This window comes from Neobacillus drentensis NBRC 102427 (assembly GCF_001591445.1).
Classification (GTDB): Bacteria; Bacillota; Bacilli; order Bacillales; family Cytobacillaceae; genus Neobacillus; species Neobacillus drentensis.
Window position 1 is genome coordinate 103,404 of the sequence record NZ_BCUX01000005.1, and the last position, 18,809, is coordinate 122,212.

Below are 18,809 nucleotides of genomic sequence, written 5' to 3' on the forward strand. Positions count from 1 at the left end.
TAGATATTGACTGGAAACAGGCCAAAATATTTTATTAAAAAATATTATTATTTTAAAGGATTATTGATAGTATAGGTTGAAATTAATTTCTAGATAAAAACGTAGGGTAGGCGAGATATGAAATGAGTAAAACGCTATATAAATATCGAAGTTTAAATGAAAACACTAAAAACATACTGTTAGATAATAAAATTTGGTATGCGAGTATACCTAGCTTAAATGATCCTAATGAGGGACTCGTGAAGGAAATTACCTCACATGGGGCAGAAGACTTTATAAAAAAGACTAAAGAAAGTCAACTTTCAGGATTTATTACGGGTTTATCAATGCAAAAGGACGATCCTGAAAAACGAAGACTTTTGAAGAGACTTGAAACACTTAAAGGATTTGATCGAAAATATAGATTTATGGTTAGTTTTTATCAACAGAGGGGAAGAAGGCTGTCAAATGCTGAGGGATTTTTAGATTCTATTGACCTTATGATTCGAAATGTGGGGATACTAAGTCTTAGCGAAAATCCTTTAAATACGTTGATGTGGTCGCACTATGGGGATAATCATAAAGGAATTGCTATTGGAATTAGTGATTTTCCAGACGGAGCTTATCAACCAATCAATTATGTTCCTCCTGGTGAAACCCCTGAAATTAATTTAAAAGGCTATATTAGCGTTGTCAAAATGTATGCTAACTATAATACACTTGAAATTGGGTTTAATGATCCATCTTTACAAACAGCACTTAGAACAAAAACAAATGATTGGATGTACGAGAGTGAATGGCGTGGAGTAAAAGAAACATATGGCTTGTATCCATTGGAAGGAAGAATCTCTGAAGTTATCTTTGGTTTAAATTGTAATGAAACCGATCGAGAGGTAATTCGAAAAGCCATTGATGATGGCAATCATAGTAATGTCTTGTTTAAGGAGATATGCAGAACGCCAAATAGTTATGACTTATTTATCCGAAATTGTGAACCAACTTTCCCTTCGAAAACGGATTAACAAGGATTTTCGTTTCTAACGATGTTTAACTTCTCAAATTGTTAGGTTCTATTATAATAAGGCATTTTTTTACTGACAATTACAGTTACCTTGTTTGCCACTCCTTTTAAGGGGGTGGCTTTTCATTTGAAGTTAAATAAAATATTGATTTTATAATAAAAAAGACCGAGACTAAGCTCGATCATTGATTAATCATAGCAATTATTTTATCAAAATCTTGATATCCCCATTTTGGGAGTCCCTCTTTATCAATTTTCATCATGCCGATTTTCTCTAACTTCTTAATTGTGCGTAAAACTTCACTTAATGTAGGTTGAAAAGTTTGAGTTGGTCCTTGAATCTTGTTCTTCTTAATAAAAGATTTTACGTTTCTCATAAAGATTTTTGTATTTCCTGTTATATATGTTTCGGCTCGTGAATTTGTTCCAACTTGAAGTAATAGGTGCATAATTCCTTCTTCTCTCTCATTAAGTTGTGACATCCAATTTTCACCTAAAGTATTAAGTTTAGCAGACATTTGTTTTTCCATATGTATAACCTCCGTAAATTATTTTTTTCTTACGAGGGTAGTATATGGTCTTTATAACGAACGTAAAGCAAAATCATAAATTTTTTTCATTTTAAGGTAAAAAAAGAGAGATAATAATTTAATATTATCCCTCAAATCATATTTAACCACGCTCATTCTGTGACCTTGTTGAGCTGTCCTAAAGCCATGCAATTTCTATTGTGACTTCTTGTTCTTCCCCATTTCTTGTATTATGATTTGCAATCGCATTTGAAGAAAAATGTATCTTTTTTATGAATGTTTTTAAGAAAGTATTGCAGTCTTCTGGTTCAAGCTCATCTAGCTTATCTAATGTTTGAATGTTATATTCTAATCTCTCTTGTTCTTCATCAGTGTTGCTTAAGTTTTCTCGTTGAATTTCAATAAGCTCAATTTGTTGTAGAATTTGTTTGATTTGCTCACCATTTTCTTCTTTCATTTCAACAAACTCTGTTTTGCTTATTTCTCCATCCATTCTCATTTCTTTTAAGTTCCTCTCTCTTCTTTCAAACTTTTCTAATTGCTTTACTAATGATTCTCGTTGAATTGAAAATTGATTTTCTACATCAGTTGTATCTAATGATTTCAACTTTTGAAGAGCTGTCTCAAATTCTTCTTTCCTCCTTTTTACCTTTTGCAATACATAATCCTCAACTGGAAGATACTTGTGTCCTCTGTCTTTACATGTATTATTACTTATTTTGTAACTACAACTTTTTATAAAGTCTTGTTTACCGTCATATTGAATGTATCTCTTTCTTCCACAGCAATTACAATAAATTAGATTTTGAAGCCTTCTATTCGCTTTCTTTTTATCAAAGAACTTTTTATCTTTGTTCTCTTCTAAAATCTTTTGTACTTCTAACCATTGTTGTTTTGGAATAATTGCCTCATGAGCATCTTCGACGAATACTTCATCAACTATTCTGTTATTGACTCGTCTACAAGCTTGTACAACCCCACGATACACAACATTTTTTCTAGCAGAAGAAATATGAGAAGTTGTTAGTACTTTTCCGCTTCTACTTCTCCAACCTAATGTATCTAATTGTCTGGCTATTTCATTTGCACTAACTCGTTCTAGTGTCTTTTGAAAGATATGTCTAATTATTTTTGCTTCTTCTTCAACTATAATAAGTCTTTGATTTTTGTCTTTTTCATATCCTAATGGGGCTTTGTTACTCATTGTCCAACGCCCTTGTTCTGCTGCAGCTAATCGTCCTCTTCCTAATCGCTTACGAATCTGTTTGTACTCAAAGTTTGCCATCATTGCTTGGAATGAGAAAAGCATCTCATTGCTTTCTTGTGACAAATCAATTGCACCAGATGGAGTTAATATTTTAACGTCATTGAGAATCAACATCTGTTTAATTTGTTCAGCATAAGCATTTTCACGAGAAATTCGATCTATGTCCATAACAAGAAGATGATCATATTGGTCTAACTTACTTAAAAGCAAATTCAATTGGGGTCTTTCAGTGTTTACACCACTTGATATTTCTTGGTAAAGGTCATAAGTTAATTTGTGTTGTTTAGCAAGTTTAATAAGAGCATTTCGGTGACTGTTTAGAATTTCATCAATATCTAACTCTTGCTCGTTTCTTGATAATCTGAGATAGATTGCGGCTAGTGCCATTTTGTATCACTCCTAGTGTAGGTATAAGAATGATAACATAATTTTTACCGAATAAAAATAGAATTTTAATATCTGTTATCTTGCCAACAGTTCCATAAATAGTAATCACGACCGTATCACCGATCTTATACTTCGGTTTTTTTCTATTTCCCATTTCCTCCCATCCTCTCAATAATAAGTCGTGAATTTTGATTACAATAGTATATGCGCCGTTTAAATAAAAGCGCATGAGAATTGTAAAATGAAAAAATCGCCTCATTTCAGAGACGATTACCTTTTTATATTTTGCTTTCAGTTAGAATATATTGCTGCCATGCTTCATCAAAAACTGACATTGATTCTAAATAATGACCATTCAATTCTAGATATGTACTTAACTCATGATAGTCCTCGGAGACTTTAGGAAAACTATGATCTAAAAAGGCATGATTAGCAAAGACACTTATAGCATCCTTTGGGGCAGGATGCCTATATTTCATTAAAAAATGATAAAAAGATTTAATCATAGATAAACGCCTTTCTCATCCATATTTACTCGGATAGTATTTATATGGAATACTATAAAGGATACGAAAGAATGAGTCCAGAGTTTATCGATTCCGCCATTTTCAAAAGCAGCCTAACATCGTAGGCTGCTTTTATTATGATGAAAAATCAAAATAATTTTTCTTTAATAACCTTGGAATAGCCATTAACTCTTCGAAGCTGACTACTTTTCCAAGCGGTTTACAATCAATTAAATATAACTGATTCTCTATCTCTTTTACAATTGGTTCGCTTTGATAAATCATCCCACAATCAGGGCAGGAAAAGGTGGGAGTTTCACTGATTTCAATCGCTCGCGTCCCATCCGGGAGTTCCCAAAAAACTGAGCTTGTTATTCTTTCAACATTTTTGCTTTCACACCACTCACATAATATTTTCAATGACACTCCTCCTAATCCTTCATCGTTTCGGCTGATGTGCCTTCGTTTGCAGGTTTCTGACCTACTACTTTCTTCTGCGTGAGTGCTTTAAATTTCTTATCCTTTAGCTCATCGCGTTTGCCACGCTTATCCTTTAATGTAGTATGTTCAGGGTCTTGGTTGAAATCTTTGCGACGATTTAGCCGAGTTAACCCTTCAGGAACAAGGTTAAAGTGTTGATCATTCATAATCCCTGAGATTCCTGTAAGCGACCTTTTCTTGTCCATATCAGGGTATACCTCTTGAAAATAACCCTCCGCTCTTCCCGGAACATAATTTTCTGGTTCCGGATAAGAAGTAATGACCCCTTCAAAGTTTCGCAAGACTACTTTTCCCGGACTTTGCGAGATGAGGTAATTCGGCTGTAGAGCAATTTTACCGCCGCCACCAGGTGCATCGACGACAAAGGTCGGAACCGCATAACCTGAGGTATGTCCGCGAAGTCCCTCGATAATTTCCAATCCTTTTGAAACAGGGGCCCTAAAATGTCCAATTCCTTCGGATAAATCACATTGATAAATGTAATATGGTCGGACGCGGATTTTGACAAGGTCATGCATGAGTTTTTTCATAATTGGCACACTGTCATTGATTCCTGCAAGAATAACCGACTGGTTACCAATCGGAACACCAGCATTGGCAAGCATTTCGCAGGCCCGTTTTGAGTCCTCAGTTATTTCAATTGAAGTATTAAAATGAGTATTCAGCCAGATTGGATGATATTTTTTCAAGATATTACAAAGGTTTTCAGTAATTCGCTGTGGGAATACAACAGGTGCCCTTGTCCCTATCCGAATAATTTCCACGTGGTCAATTTCCCGCAGGTTTTTAAGAATATATTCCAAAATATTATCATTAATCAGCAACCCGTCACCGCCTGAGATTAAAACATCTCTTACCTGAGGAGTTTGCCTAATATAGGAAATAGCTGCATCAAGCTGTTTTTTGGGAACCCCCATGCCAATTTGCCCTGAAAAACGCCGCCTTGTACAGTAGCGGCAATACATCGAACATTGATTGGTAACAAGGAAGAGAACACGGTCCGGATAGCGGTGCGTTAACCCGGGGACGGGTGAATCCTCATCCTCATATAATGGGTCCTCAAGGTCATATTTTGTTTTATAAATCTCCTTCGATATAGGCACAGACTGCATTCTGATTGGACAACGAGGATCGTCAGGGTTCATTAACGAAGCATAATAAGGTGTGATATTTAAGGGGATCGTTTTCGTTGATATTCTTACCCCCTCCTCTTCATCGGGTGTTAAATGTATCACCTTTTTTAAATCTTCTAAGGTCCGGATTGTATTGGTTAGCTGCCATAGCCAATCATTCCACTGCTCCGAAGTAACATCTTTCCAAAGCTCAATATCCTTCCAATGCCTTTTTGGTTTATATAAAAATTGCTTCATTGTAAATTCCTCCCATCTTGCTTCACTAAAATAATATGCAAGATGTGTGCCAATGTTATAAAATGGCTTAGAGGCTACTCTTTGATGAAATCTATGTTATTTTAGAACTTCTTTCAAAAAAAAAAGTGCCGAATCCTCGGCTGCTTAGTCCACAATTTTTTTCATTTTATATTGTAAGGTTTGCCTGGGGATTTCTAAGAGCTTTGCTGCTTGGTTAATGTTCCCTTCTGATAAATCAAGGGCATTGCTGATAAGCTTTTTCTCTAGTTCTTCGATATTTCTTCTTAACGATAGACTCTCGGTAGGATAACCATTACTTATGGCTGGCGATGTATCTGGAAGACATCGTAACATGCTTGGTAAATCTCCATACATTAGCTGCTCTCTTTCACAAACATTCATCATGTATTCAATCGTATGTTTAAGTTCCCTTACATTACCAGGCCATTGATAATTGATAAGAAAAAGCTCAAGCTTCTTCTCATATCCGCTAATATTTTTAAAGAGTTTTTTATTAAAATCCTTCATAAAATGATCTGTTAAATAAAGAATATCCTCTTTTCGATCTCTTAAGGGGATAAGTGAAAAGGAAAATACATTTAAACGATAGTAAAGGTCTGCACGAAGCGTTTGCTCTTGAAGGGCCTTGATTGGCATGACATTCATTGCCGCAATGACGCGCACATTCACAGAAATACTTTGCGAACTTCCGACCCTCCTCACCATTCCATCTTCCAATACCCGCAACAGCTTCGCTTGTAATTCAATTGGCATCGTATGTAATTCATCAAGGAATAGTGTTCCGCCATCGGCCAATTCAAATAAACCTTTGCGGTCCACTGCCCCTGTATAGCTTCCTTTGGCCGTGCCAAACAGGATACTTTCTAACAGTGTTTCAGGGATGGCAGCACAATTTTGTGCAATAAACGGTTCAGATGAGCGGTAGGATTCATGATGAACTCCCTGAACAAATAGTTCTTTCCCTGTCCCGGACTCGCCGTATACGAGAATAGGGGAATCCGATTTTGCGAGCTTCTTAGCCTCGTCTTTCATGCTTTGAAAGGCTGTACTCCTCGTAAGCAAATCATTTAAAGTATAGTTAACTTGCTTCAATGCCTTCTTTTTACTGCTTTTATTCAAACCTTTTTGTAGATCTAATAGTCGTTCTGCCAGCAGTTTCATCCGGGAATAATCTTTGGCAATTTCAACAGCACCAATGATTTCTTCCCCTAGAAAGATTGGCAGGGTTGTATTTATTGTATCAATTCTTGTCCCATGCAAATTCATATAAACCTGTGTTTGATTGTAAATCGGCTTTCCTGTTTTGATTACTTTCAGCAAGGTACTTGAGTCTTCCGTTAGGGAGGGAAATGCGTCAATTAAAAACTTTCCCTGCACTTCCTTCACATCCATCCCATCGTGCTTTGCTGCTACTTCATTATAAAAAATTGTTTTCCCTGCCGTGTTAACTACATGTATTCCTTCATCAATGCCTTTTAGAATAGCTGTCAGAACTTCTTGCGTTAAAGCGGTTAACTGAACCATTTCTTCACCTGCCCTTCATTGACATCTTACAAGGTGCCGAAAAACTGGCACGGTAAGCCGAAATTTTAGCAGTTTGCCAGATTCTTTACCCACAAATTCATATTTTCAAGCTTGTCATAAATGTAGCAATTGTTCATCAGCCTGCCCCGATACGAATAGCCCAGTTGAAATAAAACAGCATTCATTCCAAAGGATAAAGACCTGGCAATGGAATAGGCACAAAAGATGCCCTTCCTTTTCAACTCAACTTCAAGTTCCTGAAGAATTATTTTCATTAACCCATATTTCCGATGTTCCGTTAATGTCGCACAATCCGTTAATTCTGCATTTTTATAAAAAGAATGAACTTCGGCTGAAGCAGCACTAACGATTTTTCCTTGATGGAAAAAAGCGTAATATACGGTCCCATCCTTGATTGTCTTTTTTATATACTCTGAATCATGCAAAGGTGTTGGATAAATTTGAAACACTTGCCGGTACAGTGCCGCAAGTTCCACAGCGCAATTTTTGTCAACCTTTTTTAATTCATATTCCTTGGGTGGATAAGCTTTCTGAACCGAGGTATCTAATTGGTAGATACTATGGATCATTCCGTCTTCGGTCACCCAATGATCATTTTGCTTACGTTCCGCCGTGTAAAACTTTGAAAAAAAATGAGCATCTGAACCCAGAAAATAGCGATCGACTACTGCTTCCGGCTGAAAGCCTCTTTCTAAGAAATCAAGAAAATTTTCACTGCGGACCTTAACAATTAACTTTTCAGCCTTTTGTTTTGCAGCGAGCTCTTCAGATCGCTCAATAAGCAATTTTGTATTCCCACGATAATCATCCACACGAATACGCTTATTAAATGGATCAAGATATATTTCGAGGAAATAGTTGGACTCCTCTAGAACAATAGTGGATGCGGTTTGGTTCATTGAATTCACCCCAGCGTCTATCGATAATTTCTAGCATTCTGTGAAAAAATGTCTGGCCTAGATTAGCCAGACATTTCCAATACACCATTCGAACACCTTAACAACATTATACCAATCTTTTGATCATAAATCGAAAAAATACCAATTATTAATCTGCTACCTCACACCATTTTAATAAGGTCAGTGCAATGATCTCACTTGCAATAAACATATCTTCAAGGACTATATGCTCATTGGCATCATGTGCGGTTTCTGTAATCCCGGGTCCGAAAATAACAACGGGTGTATTACCAAGCGTAGAAAGGATACCGCCATCTGTTCCCCAAGGGCTTGCCTCGATGATAGGACGGTCACTCTTTACTTCTATAAAACTCTTTGTTAATTCATTCATTAATGGATGGTCATTTTCAAGACTGCCTGGCAGCCACCTGCCGCCAAACCATTCTAATTTAAGCGGATTTTCCCTAAGCCACTCATCTCCTTCACCAATTTCACTTAAACACTTATCCATCTCTAGCTGTGCTGATTGAATCGTTTCGTCCGGAGAAACTCCCATTCTCCCTTCAATAATGGCGGTGTCAGGCACCGAAGAAGGCCATTCGCCGCTCGTAAGCTTTCCAATATTAATTGGTATCGGGATGGGGATTTTGTCAAAGAGAGGGTCTGTAATTCTGGCATTTCTATCTTTCTCTAATTGTTGTAAATTTTGAATGACTAATAGGGCTTTTTCAATGGCGCTTACACCTTTGTACCTTGTTCCACCGTGTGCCGCCTTACCTTTTACTATAATTCTGAACCACATCGATCCCTGTTGCTTTGGGAATATTTTCAAATTGGTTGGTTCTGGAATAATGGCCCCGTCTGCATGGTAACCTCTAAGGACGGCTGCAAGGGTGCCAGCCCCGCCGCTTTCTTCTTCTATCACACTTTGAAAAATCACATCCCCTTTCAGTTGAATACCATTTGCTATTAATGACTCAATCGCCATTAGCAGCGCTGCGTTCCCACCCTTCATATCGGTGGCTCCTCTTCCATAAAGCTTGCCGCATTCTATGGTCCCGCTAAATGGGTCATGTTTCCAGCTTAATTCATCCCCAACTGGGACCACATCGATATGACCATTTAAAATCATCGATTTACCTCCTCCTGTACCCTTTAAAATGGCTACGAGGTTAGGATTCCCGCCGAAGCTTTGACGATCACAACAATAGGCAGGATGGGATTTTAATTCGTCACCACCGATTTCCCATATATCGAGAGTTAGGCCTAACTGCCGACATTTTTCAATAATTATTGCTTGTGTACTGCTTTCGTTTCCGCGAGTACTATTTTCTCGGACAAGTATTTGTAACAATCTTGCTCCCCGCGCTCGATTCTCCTTTATCCATCGTTTTATGCGCATTTCATTAGTGTCCAAACGATTCACTCCTTTAAAAAATGATTCACCTTAGTACGGAATCATACGAACAGTTTCCCTTATTTTGAATTTACAGCCAGTTTTGTTAACAACATTTTCTAAACTATAAGGGGCAAACAATTCGGTTAATAGTAACCCTTCTTCGTTAACCGTGAAAACAGCTAAATCGGTGATAATTATATCGACACAGGCTGCTGAAGTTAATGGTAACGTACATGATTTGACAATTTTGGGCTTTCCTTGTTTATCGCAATGATTCATGACAACAATGACTTTTTTAGCTTTTTGAGCGAGTTCCATCGCTCCGCCCATACCCGGGACCTTTTTTCCAGGGACGATCCAGTTAGCAAGATCGCCATTTTTACTTACCTGCAGTGACCCTAAAATCGTAATATCCACCCTGCCGCGGCGAATCATTCCAAACGAAATCGCACTATCACAGTAAGATCCACCCTTGTTCAGGGTAACTGGAAATCCTCCAGCATTACATAAATTTTCATCTTCTTCTCCCATACTTGGGCTTGGTCCCATACCAGTAATGCCGTTCTCGGCATGAAACATTACCATAGTCTCTGTTGGCAAATGATTGGGAACGAGTGAGGGGATTCCAATCCCCAGGTTAACAACCATTCCCGTTTGAATTTCCTCTGCCGCTCTTTTAGCCATTTGATTCCGAATATCTACTGCCATGCCCATTTCCAGTTCACCCCCTTAGATGGAATGATATAATCCACGAACACTCCTTGCGTTATAATCGAATCGGGGTCTAGACTGCCAAGCTGTACAATTTCCTCAACTTCCGCAATTGTGATATCGCCTGCCATCGCAACCAGCGGATTTGTATTACGGGCACTTTTGTCATAAATTAAATTCCCATACGCATCGGCTTTTTTCGCATACACTATCGACACTTCAGCAGTTAATGCCGTTTCAACAAGATATTTCTTATCCGCCAGAGAATAATAGGGTTTACCTTTCACCACCAGTTCATTGTCCATGCCGATATCTGACAAAATGGCTGGCAGCCCAACACCGCCAGCACGGATTCTTTCAGCTAAAATTCCCTGCGGCGAAAACTCAACCTCCAGTTTTCCCTCATGCATGAACTGGCCTGCGAAAGGGTTGGAGCCTATATGAGAAGCAATCACTTTCACTGCCCTTTGCTGACTCACTAATTTCCCTATGCCAATATGCGGGAATCCTGTGTCGTTTCCAATTAAAGTAAGATCACGCACCCCCTTTTCAAGAATGCCATCAATTAATGCCGGAGGAGAACCAACCCCGCCAAAGCCACCAAACATCAATGTCATCCCGTCATGAAAAAATTCCATAACAGCTGCTAAGGTAGTAATTTTTCCGAATGGATTTTCCATTTACCTCACCCCTTCCCATCATTCAGTTGATTTGAAAAATCATTAAATGTCTCTTTTAGTAAATGAACAAGTTCCTCCATTTCTTTTTTACTGATAGTTAGTGGAGGAGAAATAATAATTGAGTCGCCGTTTATTCCATCAATCCCGGCACCAGCCGGGTACACAAGCAGCCCTTTTTCCTTCGCGAGTGCTACAATTCTTTGGGTAATTAAAGCGTTTCTAGGAAATGGGGTCTTTGATACAGCATCTTGGACAAATTCTATTCCAAGTAACAGCCCCTTCCCGCGGACATCACCAATAAACTTGAAGAGAGATTTTAATTTTTCAAGCTGTAATCGTAAATAGGCTCCTTTACCTTCCACCTCATGAATAATATTATTTTGTTCAACATACTTGAGAACGGCCAAGGCCGTCGCACAGGCTTGTGGATTGGCACTTAAGGTATGTCCGCTCATAACCACCTTCGTTCCCGCCAAGATCGGCTCGATGACTTTTTCCGTTGCAATTGCAGCTGCAATCGGCGCATAACCTGCACCCATTCCTTTTCCTAAGGCAACAATATCAGGACTGATCCCCCACTGTTCACAAGCAAGCATTGTGCCCGTCCGGCCACAGCCAGTCATGACTTCGTCAGCGATAAAAAGGATGTCATTTTCCTCACATATTTTCTTAATGACCTTGTAGTAATCTTTTGGTGGGACAATTGCTCCGCCAGCAGCGCCAATGACTGGTTCAGCGATAAAAGCGGCGATTTGCTCCGCTCCGATCCGCTTAATTGCTGTTTCTAACTCATGGGCACATAAATAGCCACAGTTAGCTTCCTTGAGGTTATACGGGCAACGGTAGCAATACGGGGGGTTAATGACTGGGAAATCCTCTAAAAGTGGTACAAATCTTGCTCTCCTGCCAGGATGACCTGACATCGAAAGCGCTCCAAGGGTAATCCCGTGGTAGCTCACCCATCTTGATAACACCTTGGTTTTCGTTTGAACACCCTTTTCCTGCCAATATTGAATCGCCATTTTCATGGCTGTTTCCGTTGCTTCAGAACCACTGTTGACGAAAAAACACCAATTGAGATCTCCGGGTAGCATATTAGCAATTTTTTCAGCTAAACTTTCCGCAGCATCACTCGTAAATTGTGAGCGATACACAAATGAAACCTTTTTTGCTTGTTCATTCATTGCTTCAATAATTTCTGTTACACCGTGGCCAATATTTGCAGTTACAGCACCGGAAGACCCATCTAAATACCTTTTTCCATCCATATCAAACAAATAAATTCCCTTGCCATAATCAATGACAGGGTAGATGTCATCGAGCATTGGTTTTATTAGAAAAGAATGATCCATTGGGAATCACTTCCTTATTAAATTAGGCAGGCCTTATAGAAATTGTATGAATGGTTTATTTGTTTCTTTCATGTTATTTATAAGAAAAAGCGGAAACCAAGTCCGTTACGTTAATACAGTCTTTTACATTTCCTGATGATTCATATAAAATTACATATAGAATACAGAAGGAATGAACCCGATGAGCGCAATCAACAAAATAAAGTTAAAAACAAAAGAGCTTTCAACGATTCAATTAATTGTTATTTTTTATTTATCTGCTTTAGTCATTTCTACGCTTTTATTAAAAATACCTATGGCCCACCGCGAGAATGTTTCACTAAGCTTTATCGATGCTATGTTTACCGCGGCCAGCGCGATAAGCGTAACTGGTTTAAGTGTCATTTCAATTAAGGATACCTTTAGCAACTTCGGAATATTCCTCTTATGCTTAATTCTGCAATTGGGCGGGTTAGGGGTTATGTCCTTAAGTACATTCTTGTGGATTATGCTCGGGAAAAAAGTAGGGTTAAAAGAAAGACAATTAATTATGATTGATCAAAATCAATCAAAATTGGCTGGATTGGTTCAGTTGGCAAAACGAGTTCTCATTATTTTTATTTCGTTTGAATTTGTGGGCGGAATTATCTTAGGAATTCGCTTTTTAAACTATTTCGAAGGTCCATTTTCTGCTTTTAAACATGGATTTTTTGCATCTATCAGCGCTACTACCAATGCAGGATTCGATCTTACAGATGCATCACTCAGTCCATACAGTGCGGATTATTTTGTCCAAACTGTGATAATTTTGTTGATGATTGTTGGTGCCATTGGATTTCCAGTGATGGTTGAGGTTTTGGAATTCTTATTAAACCTGAATAAAAGGAAGAAGTTTCATTTTACCCTATATACGAAGTTAACCACGATAACGTTTGTCCTTCTTACCCTTATCGGTGCTTTATTGATTTACATTTTTGACAGCCAAAACTTTTTTTCTGATAAAAATTGGCATGAATCCTTTTTTTACTCTTTATTTAATTCCGTCACAACTAAAAGTGCGGGATTAGCAACTATGGATATCAATGATTTTACACCGAGCAATCAACTGTTCCTATCGATATTAATGTTCATTGGCGGCTCACCGAGCAGTGCGAGTGGAGGGATACGAACTACCACGTTTGCCATCGTTATTCTAGCCATCATATTTTATGCACAGGGAAAAAGCTCGATAAAAATCTTTAGACGTGAACTGCTAAGTGAGGATGTACTGAAATCATTTATTGTCATCATGACCGGCTCATTTTTATGTTTATTTTCCATTTTAATTTTATCAATAACCGAACATGGCACAGTCCTGGAGGTTATTTTCGAAGTTTCTTCGGCTTTTGGTACCAATGGATTGTCGCTGGGCTTAACCCCAAGACTTACCACCTTTGGACAAATTCTCATCATTATCCTGATGTTTATTGGGAGAGTGGGTATTGTAACCTGTTTACTGATTTTAAGGGGCAAAGGCAGCAAGGAAAAATACAAATATCCGAAGGAAAAAGTAACGATTGGGTAGGCATTAAAAGGAGATATAAAAAAAATAACCCGCAAAAGTTTGCGGTTTATACAAGTACCGTTTCTTGTTTACGGTAACGCAACCAAGAAAGACGAACAATAATTTAAAATAATATATAATCGTTCGTCTTTTGCTTGTGTATCAGAAAGTTGATTAAAATAGAAACGGCTGACTCGTTTGGAGTCAGCCTTTATTTCATCAATTAACAGCACCAGCTAGCCCCGATAATGATCAATAGGATAAATAGGACGACGATTAACGCAAATCCACCGCCGATTCCGCAACCTCCTACTGGATATGCAGGATAACCACAACCTCCTACAGGATATGCAGGGTAACCACAACCACCAGCTCCGTAATACATACACTTCACTCCTCACAAAATTGTATCTTAACACTGTTACTGTATGTAGTAGGTACTTGACCCGCATGTGCATTCGCCTATATTATGAAGTTCAATGATAAAAATTGAAGGTGAAACCATGAAATCTATTTTGAAAAATTTTATTAACGGCATTTTAACAATCGTCCCGATCATCCTCGTAATTTATGTGATTTACAAAACTTTTCTATTCTTGGATGGGTTACTCGGTAACACTCTTAGGCCTTATTTAAAGGATGACTACATTCCCGGGATTGGCTTACTAACTACCATCCTCTTGATTACTGTTTTAGGCTGGTTATCTACGAAATATATCTCGGGAAAAATCATTAAATTGATTGATATTCTTCTAGATAAGATTCCCGTTGTCAAAACAATCTATTCCGTTATTAAAGATACCGTTCAATCCTTTCTAGGCGAGAAAAAATCTTTTTCCAAGGTGGCATTAGTGGTGATTCCGGGAACTGAGATGCGCAGTATGGGGTTTATTACTTCGGAACAATTAGAGGACTTTTATTCTCCTTTAAAAGACCATGTGGCGGTTTATATCCCGCAAACATTCCAAGTAGCCGGATTTACCTTTTTGATTCCAAAAGAGCAAGTAGAAATTATCGACGTTAAACCTGAGGAAGCGATGAAATTTATCCTCTCCGGAGGGATGACTTCAAGTTCCAAACAAAAGGCAAAATAAAAAAGCCCAAAGCGGCTTTTTTATTTTGCCTCGAATAATTTGGTGAATTCTCCGTAGCCTTCCTTTTCGAGTTCATCTTTTGGAATAAACCGTAAGGCGGCAGAGTTGATACAATAACGCAAGCCGGTCGGATCCGGTCCGTCAGGAAAGACATGACCTAAATGGGAATCGGCTGATTTACTTCTTACCTCTGTCCGAGTCATAAAATGACTGAAATCAGCTTTTTCAATCACTTCTTCCGCTTGAATAGGTTTCGTAAAGCTCGGCCAGCCGCAGCCGGCGTCGAACTTATCTAATGAGCTAAACAACGGCTTCCCAGAGACTAAATCCACATAAATCCCCTCTCTTGTTTCATTCCAATATTCATTTCGAAACGGAGGTTCTGTTCCACTGTTTTGTGTGACTTCATACTGTATCGGTGTTAAATCCTTTTTCAGCTGTTCAACATTCTTATTATTCATTATTCTCCCTCCAATGACTTTGAATAAAACCCGCACGACCCGAGCCTACATGATAGGATTCATAATGGCTTCGATTTTTCTTATAGTAGTGCTGATGATAGTCTTCTGCCGGATAGAAGGTCTGTGCCGGCAATATTGGTGTCACAATTGGTCTAGTAAAACGACCGCTTTCCTGTAATGCTTGCTTTGACTGTTCAGCAAGCTTTTTTTGTGTATCATCGTGGTAAAATATAGCCGTTTGGTACGACTGTCCCCGATCATGAAATTGTCCCCCTGGGTCGGTTGGGTCAATTTGCTGCCAAAATAACTCCAAAAGTTTTTCATAAGGAAAAGTCTCCGGATCATAGGTGATTTGCACTGCTTCAAAATGACCGGTGGTATCTGTACATACTTGTTGATAGGTCGGGTTTTCTACCGTCCCCCCTGTGTAGCCGGAAATCACACTTTTAATGCCGGGCTGTTCATCAAATGGTTTTACCATACACCAAAAACAGCCGCCGGCAAACGTTGCAACCTGATTTGTTTTTTCCACGTTCCCACCCCTTTTTTAAGTTATTTACTCTGACTATGAGTATACAGAAACTTCTTGCAAAAATAAAATTTCCAAATTACTTCATTAGAAGTTAGACACCTACCTATTTAAGCTTGAATAAATTATTATGTAATCCATTTGATAGGAGTTGATAAAATGTCCGAGAAAAGAACTCATTCCGATTATCTTCAAAAAGCGGCGATGTATGAATTGTTAGCTCAATTTTATAAATACACATCTCCAAACTTACACATGCAGTATTATTTAAAACATATAAAATACATGAATAAAGCGCTGTACTTCATGAGAACTACTCCCCAACCAGTACAATTAGAAGCGAAGGTCCGTTTCCTTCACACCTCCCCGGATTCCCCGAACATTGATGTCTATATTGATGGGAAACGCACGATAAAGGACTTACCCTTTAAAAATGTAAGTGCTGTTCTGCCTTTAACAGCAGGAAAACATCATATAGACATTTACCCCACGGGAAACATGGTGGACAGTGTCCTAAATAAGAAGATTACCGTTGAACCTGGAAAGTCCTATACACTCGCAGCAATCGACTCTGTTAAGAAAATGCGCCTGTTAGTATTTGAGAATCAACCAAGGGTACCAGTAAACGAATCGAAGGTGCGATTTATTCATTTATCACCCGATACTCCTCCATTTGATATTGCTGTCAAAGATCGTGATGTCGTTTTTCCAAAGGTTTCTTACAAACAGGCAACTGAATATTTAGGGTTAACACCGATGACAGTAAATTTGGAAGCAAGAGAGGCTGACACGAAGACCGTTTTACTGGCGATGCCGAGGGTTCAATTTTTGCCAAATGAAAGCTATACCATTGTCTTATTGGGCATGACAAGTAATGAACCAGAACTCCAATTCATCCAAATTAGAGATTAATAAAGGTGCCTCTAAAAACGAGGCACCTATTTCACTGGAACTAGGATCGTAAATCTAATGTCATCCTTCTTCAAATCAAATTTGTCTGCCTTTATTTTGATATCACTTTTTAATTTCAATTGCTTCATATTGACATAGATAAGTTTATCTTTGGGTCTTATATCGACTCCCTTAGGAATCTTATAATTTTCACTAATAAAATTTAGGACGTATGAAATCGGAAGGTGTAAACTGCCGATCGTCATTGATTTCTGTTTTAAAACCAAATCACCATTTTCAATTGCCTTCGGCTCGAAAGTTAACTTCATACTTAATTCCTCACTGAAGAAAGGTAAGGTACCATAAAGCTCAACCTCTTTCCCCAGAATGATCTGATAATCAATCGGTGAGTCAGCGGCCTCTTCTTTTAAATAATGATTGATGAGTTTATTTAAATCATTCTTATTTGATCTAACATGGAAGGAAACATGTTCACCCATTGGCACATTTAATTTACTCGTTTGCGGACCATTTGACGGGAACATGACCAGTGATAACATAACAATTGTGAACAAAAGGTTGATGCCAAGCAATAGCAGAAAACCAATTTTCCATTTATTTATCATCTAATTCTCCTCTGAATTGACCATGTAGGGCGTTTTGTCCAAATCAGGCAATACTTGTACTTCCAAGGTTTTGTTCAATCTTTCTGCAATCAACTCATAGCCTTTGTCATTGGGATGGAAATTATCTGTAAATAATAAATTTTCGTTGGTATTTAAAAACAGATCTTCTATCGGGACAAAATAGGCAATGGGGTAATTTGCAATTACCGCTTGACCTGTCTTATTCCAATCCGCAACAATCTCATCCAACTCTTTTATTTCTGAAAACCATTTAGAAAAAGGATTATATAACCCCACTAATACAACCTTTGCTTGGGGATTTTCCTGAATGATAGCCTCGATAATTTGCGTTAAATGATTCTGGTAAGATTCTTTTTCAGTGGTAAACGTGGAAAGTTGAAGGTTTTCGATATTGTCCTTGACTACTTTCATAATGTCGTTTCCACCTATCGTAAGAATAACTATATCTGACTTTTGTATCACAGCTTTCATTTCCGGTGTTTTCAATCGTTTTAACAGTTGAGTTGTCCGATTACCTTTTACGCCATAATTATAGAAATCCACTTCTTTTATACCTTTTTCTTTTTCAAGCATGGTTTCTAAATATGGTAAATAACCGCCTTGGTTTGTACTATCACCTATCCCTTGGGTAAGTGAATCTCCTGCTGATAAAACTGTTAATTTGCGGGGGATAAAGTCAGCGGGAACCTGTGCAAATGCCTGTGCTGCTGTTTTCTTTTCAGGATGTAACGCCCATTGATCGTCTTGATTACATGAACATAGGAATAATACCGAGAGAATTAGAAGGGGGAAAAGCTTTTTCATAATAAAATTCACCTGCCTTCTAAATTATTATTATAACACGGCTTGAATCATTCAAAACAATCTGTACGATATCCTATTCCTCCAAAAAAAATAGACCTGTACATAGGTCTATTGCAATGTTTTCATATCTTGAATTATTTCATCAAAGGGAACATCCTTGTACCCATCATAGGACTTTCTAATATGTCCTTCTTGGTCTACTAAATATAGAGAGGTCCCATGAATCACTTGATTACCCTCTTGCGGCTTTTTAACAAGAGCTTTGTAATTTTTCAATGCAAAGTTTTCAATAAACTCCTGGGAATAACCAGTCAAAAAGGTCCAATTTTTAAAATCAACCCCGAATTGCTCAGCATAACGGGTTAAAACCTCCGGGGTATCGACGGTTGGATCGACACTGAAGGAGACAAATTCAACATTCTTTAAGCCTTCATCCTTGACCATCTTTTGTAATTTAGTCAAATTGGATGTCATTGGCGGACACACATCCGCACAACTTGTAAAAATAAAGTCCGAAATCCAAACCTTACCCTTTAAATCCTTTAATCCAAAGGACTTATTGTCTTGATTTGTAGCTGTAAAATCCTTAATTGGCCAGTCTACGGCATTTTCTATCTCCTTTTGTCCACATGCCGCCATTATTAGAGTTGTAAGAACCAGGAGCACTACTAAAAACCGAGCCTTCATATCATC

23 protein-coding genes are annotated in these 18,809 nt (G+C 38.1%); 4 read left to right on the plus strand and 19 right to left on the minus strand.

What is annotated here, in order from left to right:
• Window positions 1-122 precede the first annotated feature (122 nt).
• The gene (locus tag BDR01S_RS03025) at window positions 123-1,001 is read left to right on the plus strand and encodes a DUF2971 domain-containing protein (RefSeq protein WP_066256794.1); all 879 of its coding nucleotides are present in this window, start codon (window positions 123-125) and stop codon (window positions 999-1,001) included.
• Between the two features lie 181 nt (window positions 1,002-1,182).
• Here the strand turns inward: BDR01S_RS03025 and BDR01S_RS03030 are convergent, their stop codons facing one another.
• The 12 genes from BDR01S_RS03030 to BDR01S_RS03080 form a co-directional block, all read right to left on the minus strand.
• Window positions 1,183-1,530, minus strand: a complete 348-nt coding sequence (locus BDR01S_RS03030; protein ID WP_066256798.1) for a hypothetical protein — start codon at window positions 1,528-1,530, stop codon at window positions 1,183-1,185.
• A 178-nt stretch (window positions 1,531-1,708) separates the two neighbouring features.
• On the minus strand, window positions 1,709-3,184 hold the full coding sequence (locus BDR01S_RS03035; protein WP_066256801.1) for a recombinase family protein: 1,476 nt from the start codon (window positions 3,182-3,184) through the stop codon (window positions 1,709-1,711).
• Window positions 3,126-3,443 (minus strand): YodN-related protein, encoded by a 318-nt coding sequence (locus BDR01S_RS26790; protein ID WP_082797286.1) that lies wholly within the window; start codon window positions 3,441-3,443, stop codon window positions 3,126-3,128. Before BDR01S_RS26790 ends, BDR01S_RS03035 begins: the two co-directional genes overlap by 59 nt.
• A 19-nt stretch (window positions 3,444-3,462) precedes the next feature.
• Entirely contained in the window at window positions 3,463-3,687 is a 225-nt protein-coding gene (locus tag BDR01S_RS03040; protein ID WP_174523426.1) for a YozE family protein, read from the minus strand.
• Window positions 3,688-3,825: 138 nt separating this feature from the next.
• A complete protein-coding gene (locus BDR01S_RS03045) occupies window positions 3,826-4,110 on the minus strand; it encodes a YokU family protein (protein WP_066256805.1) in 285 nt (94 codons plus the stop codon).
• An 11-nt stretch (window positions 4,111-4,121) separates the two neighbouring features.
• Window positions 4,122-5,561 (minus strand): lysine 2,3-aminomutase, encoded by a 1,440-nt coding sequence (kamA, locus tag BDR01S_RS03050; RefSeq protein WP_066256808.1) that lies wholly within the window; start codon window positions 5,559-5,561, stop codon window positions 4,122-4,124.
• A 144-nt stretch (window positions 5,562-5,705) separates the two neighbouring features.
• Window positions 5,706-7,106 (minus strand): sigma-54 interaction domain-containing protein, encoded by a 1,401-nt coding sequence (locus tag BDR01S_RS03055; protein WP_066256811.1) that lies wholly within the window; start codon window positions 7,104-7,106, stop codon window positions 5,706-5,708.
• Window positions 7,107-7,171: 65 nt separating this feature from the next.
• Window positions 7,172-8,026, minus strand: a complete 855-nt coding sequence (gene ablB / locus BDR01S_RS03060) for a putative beta-lysine N-acetyltransferase (RefSeq protein WP_066256814.1) — start codon at window positions 8,024-8,026, stop codon at window positions 7,172-7,174.
• 148 nt (window positions 8,027-8,174) lie between these two features.
• Window positions 8,175-9,428: a peptidase gene (locus BDR01S_RS03065; RefSeq protein WP_066260211.1), complete on the minus strand. Its 1,254-nt coding sequence runs from the start codon at window positions 9,426-9,428 to the stop codon at window positions 8,175-8,177.
• Between the two features lie 45 nt (window positions 9,429-9,473).
• Window positions 9,474-10,139 carry a 3-oxoacid CoA-transferase subunit B gene (locus BDR01S_RS03070; RefSeq protein ID WP_066256816.1) on the minus strand — a complete coding sequence of 222 codons (666 nt, stop codon included), beginning with the start codon at window positions 10,137-10,139 and terminating at the stop codon, window positions 9,474-9,476.
• On the minus strand, window positions 10,124-10,816 hold the full coding sequence (locus BDR01S_RS03075) for a CoA transferase subunit A (protein ID WP_066256819.1): 693 nt from the start codon (window positions 10,814-10,816) through the stop codon (window positions 10,124-10,126). The genes BDR01S_RS03070 and BDR01S_RS03075 overlap by 16 nt, the downstream gene beginning before the upstream one ends.
• Before the next feature lie 5 nt (window positions 10,817-10,821).
• Complete coding sequence (locus tag BDR01S_RS03080; RefSeq protein ID WP_066256823.1) at window positions 10,822-12,168, minus strand: aspartate aminotransferase family protein; 1,347 nt, start codon at window positions 12,166-12,168, stop codon at window positions 10,822-10,824.
• Between the two features lie 181 nt (window positions 12,169-12,349).
• Here BDR01S_RS03080 and BDR01S_RS03085 point away from each other — a divergent pair, with 181 nt between their 5' ends.
• Entirely contained in the window at window positions 12,350-13,711 is a 1,362-nt protein-coding gene (locus BDR01S_RS03085; protein WP_066256826.1) for a TrkH family potassium uptake protein, read from the plus strand.
• A 68-nt stretch (window positions 13,712-13,779) separates the two neighbouring features.
• On the opposite strand, the gene BDR01S_RS25210 is transcribed toward BDR01S_RS03085, so the two are convergent.
• Both BDR01S_RS25210 and BDR01S_RS26715 read right to left on the minus strand, forming a co-directional pair.
• Window positions 13,780-13,923 carry a hypothetical protein gene (locus tag BDR01S_RS25210; RefSeq protein WP_157406098.1) on the minus strand — a complete coding sequence of 48 codons (144 nt, stop codon included), beginning with the start codon at window positions 13,921-13,923 and terminating at the stop codon, window positions 13,780-13,782.
• Complete coding sequence (locus BDR01S_RS26715; protein ID WP_157406101.1) at window positions 13,914-13,988, minus strand: YjcZ family sporulation protein; 75 nt, start codon at window positions 13,986-13,988, stop codon at window positions 13,914-13,916. The genes BDR01S_RS25210 and BDR01S_RS26715 overlap by 10 nt, the downstream gene beginning before the upstream one ends.
• Window positions 13,989-14,193: 205 nt before the next feature.
• Here BDR01S_RS26715 and BDR01S_RS03095 point away from each other — a divergent pair, with 205 nt between their 5' ends.
• The gene (locus BDR01S_RS03095; RefSeq protein ID WP_066260213.1) at window positions 14,194-14,784 is read left to right on the plus strand and encodes a DUF502 domain-containing protein; all 591 of its coding nucleotides are present in this window, start codon (window positions 14,194-14,196) and stop codon (window positions 14,782-14,784) included.
• 20 nt (window positions 14,785-14,804) lie between these two features.
• On the opposite strand, the gene msrB is transcribed toward BDR01S_RS03095, so the two are convergent.
• Window positions 14,805-15,245: a peptide-methionine (R)-S-oxide reductase MsrB gene (gene msrB / locus BDR01S_RS03100; protein ID WP_066256831.1), complete on the minus strand. Its 441-nt coding sequence runs from the start codon at window positions 15,243-15,245 to the stop codon at window positions 14,805-14,807.
• Window positions 15,238-15,777 carry a peptide-methionine (S)-S-oxide reductase MsrA gene (msrA, locus tag BDR01S_RS03105; protein WP_082797287.1) on the minus strand — a complete coding sequence of 180 codons (540 nt, stop codon included), beginning with the start codon at window positions 15,775-15,777 and terminating at the stop codon, window positions 15,238-15,240. The genes msrB and msrA overlap by 8 nt, the downstream gene beginning before the upstream one ends.
• Before the next feature lie 156 nt (window positions 15,778-15,933).
• Between msrA and BDR01S_RS03110 the strand changes: the two genes are divergently transcribed.
• Entirely contained in the window at window positions 15,934-16,686 is a 753-nt protein-coding gene (locus tag BDR01S_RS03110; RefSeq protein WP_066256834.1) for a DUF4397 domain-containing protein, read from the plus strand.
• A gap of 26 nt (window positions 16,687-16,712) precedes the next feature.
• Here the strand turns inward: BDR01S_RS03110 and BDR01S_RS03115 are convergent, their stop codons facing one another.
• The 3 genes from BDR01S_RS03115 to BDR01S_RS03125 form a co-directional block, all read right to left on the minus strand.
• Window positions 16,713-17,291, minus strand: a complete 579-nt coding sequence (locus BDR01S_RS03115; RefSeq protein ID WP_066256838.1) for a YpmS family protein — start codon at window positions 17,289-17,291, stop codon at window positions 16,713-16,715.
• A complete protein-coding gene (locus BDR01S_RS03120) occupies window positions 17,292-18,116 on the minus strand; it encodes an SGNH/GDSL hydrolase family protein (RefSeq protein ID WP_066256841.1) in 825 nt (274 codons plus the stop codon).
• Window positions 18,117-18,224: 108 nt separating this feature from the next.
• Window positions 18,225-18,803, minus strand: coding sequence for an SCO family protein (locus BDR01S_RS03125; protein WP_066256843.1), 579 nt, complete (start codon window positions 18,801-18,803; stop codon window positions 18,225-18,227).
• Between the last annotated feature and the right edge of the window lie 6 nt (window positions 18,804-18,809).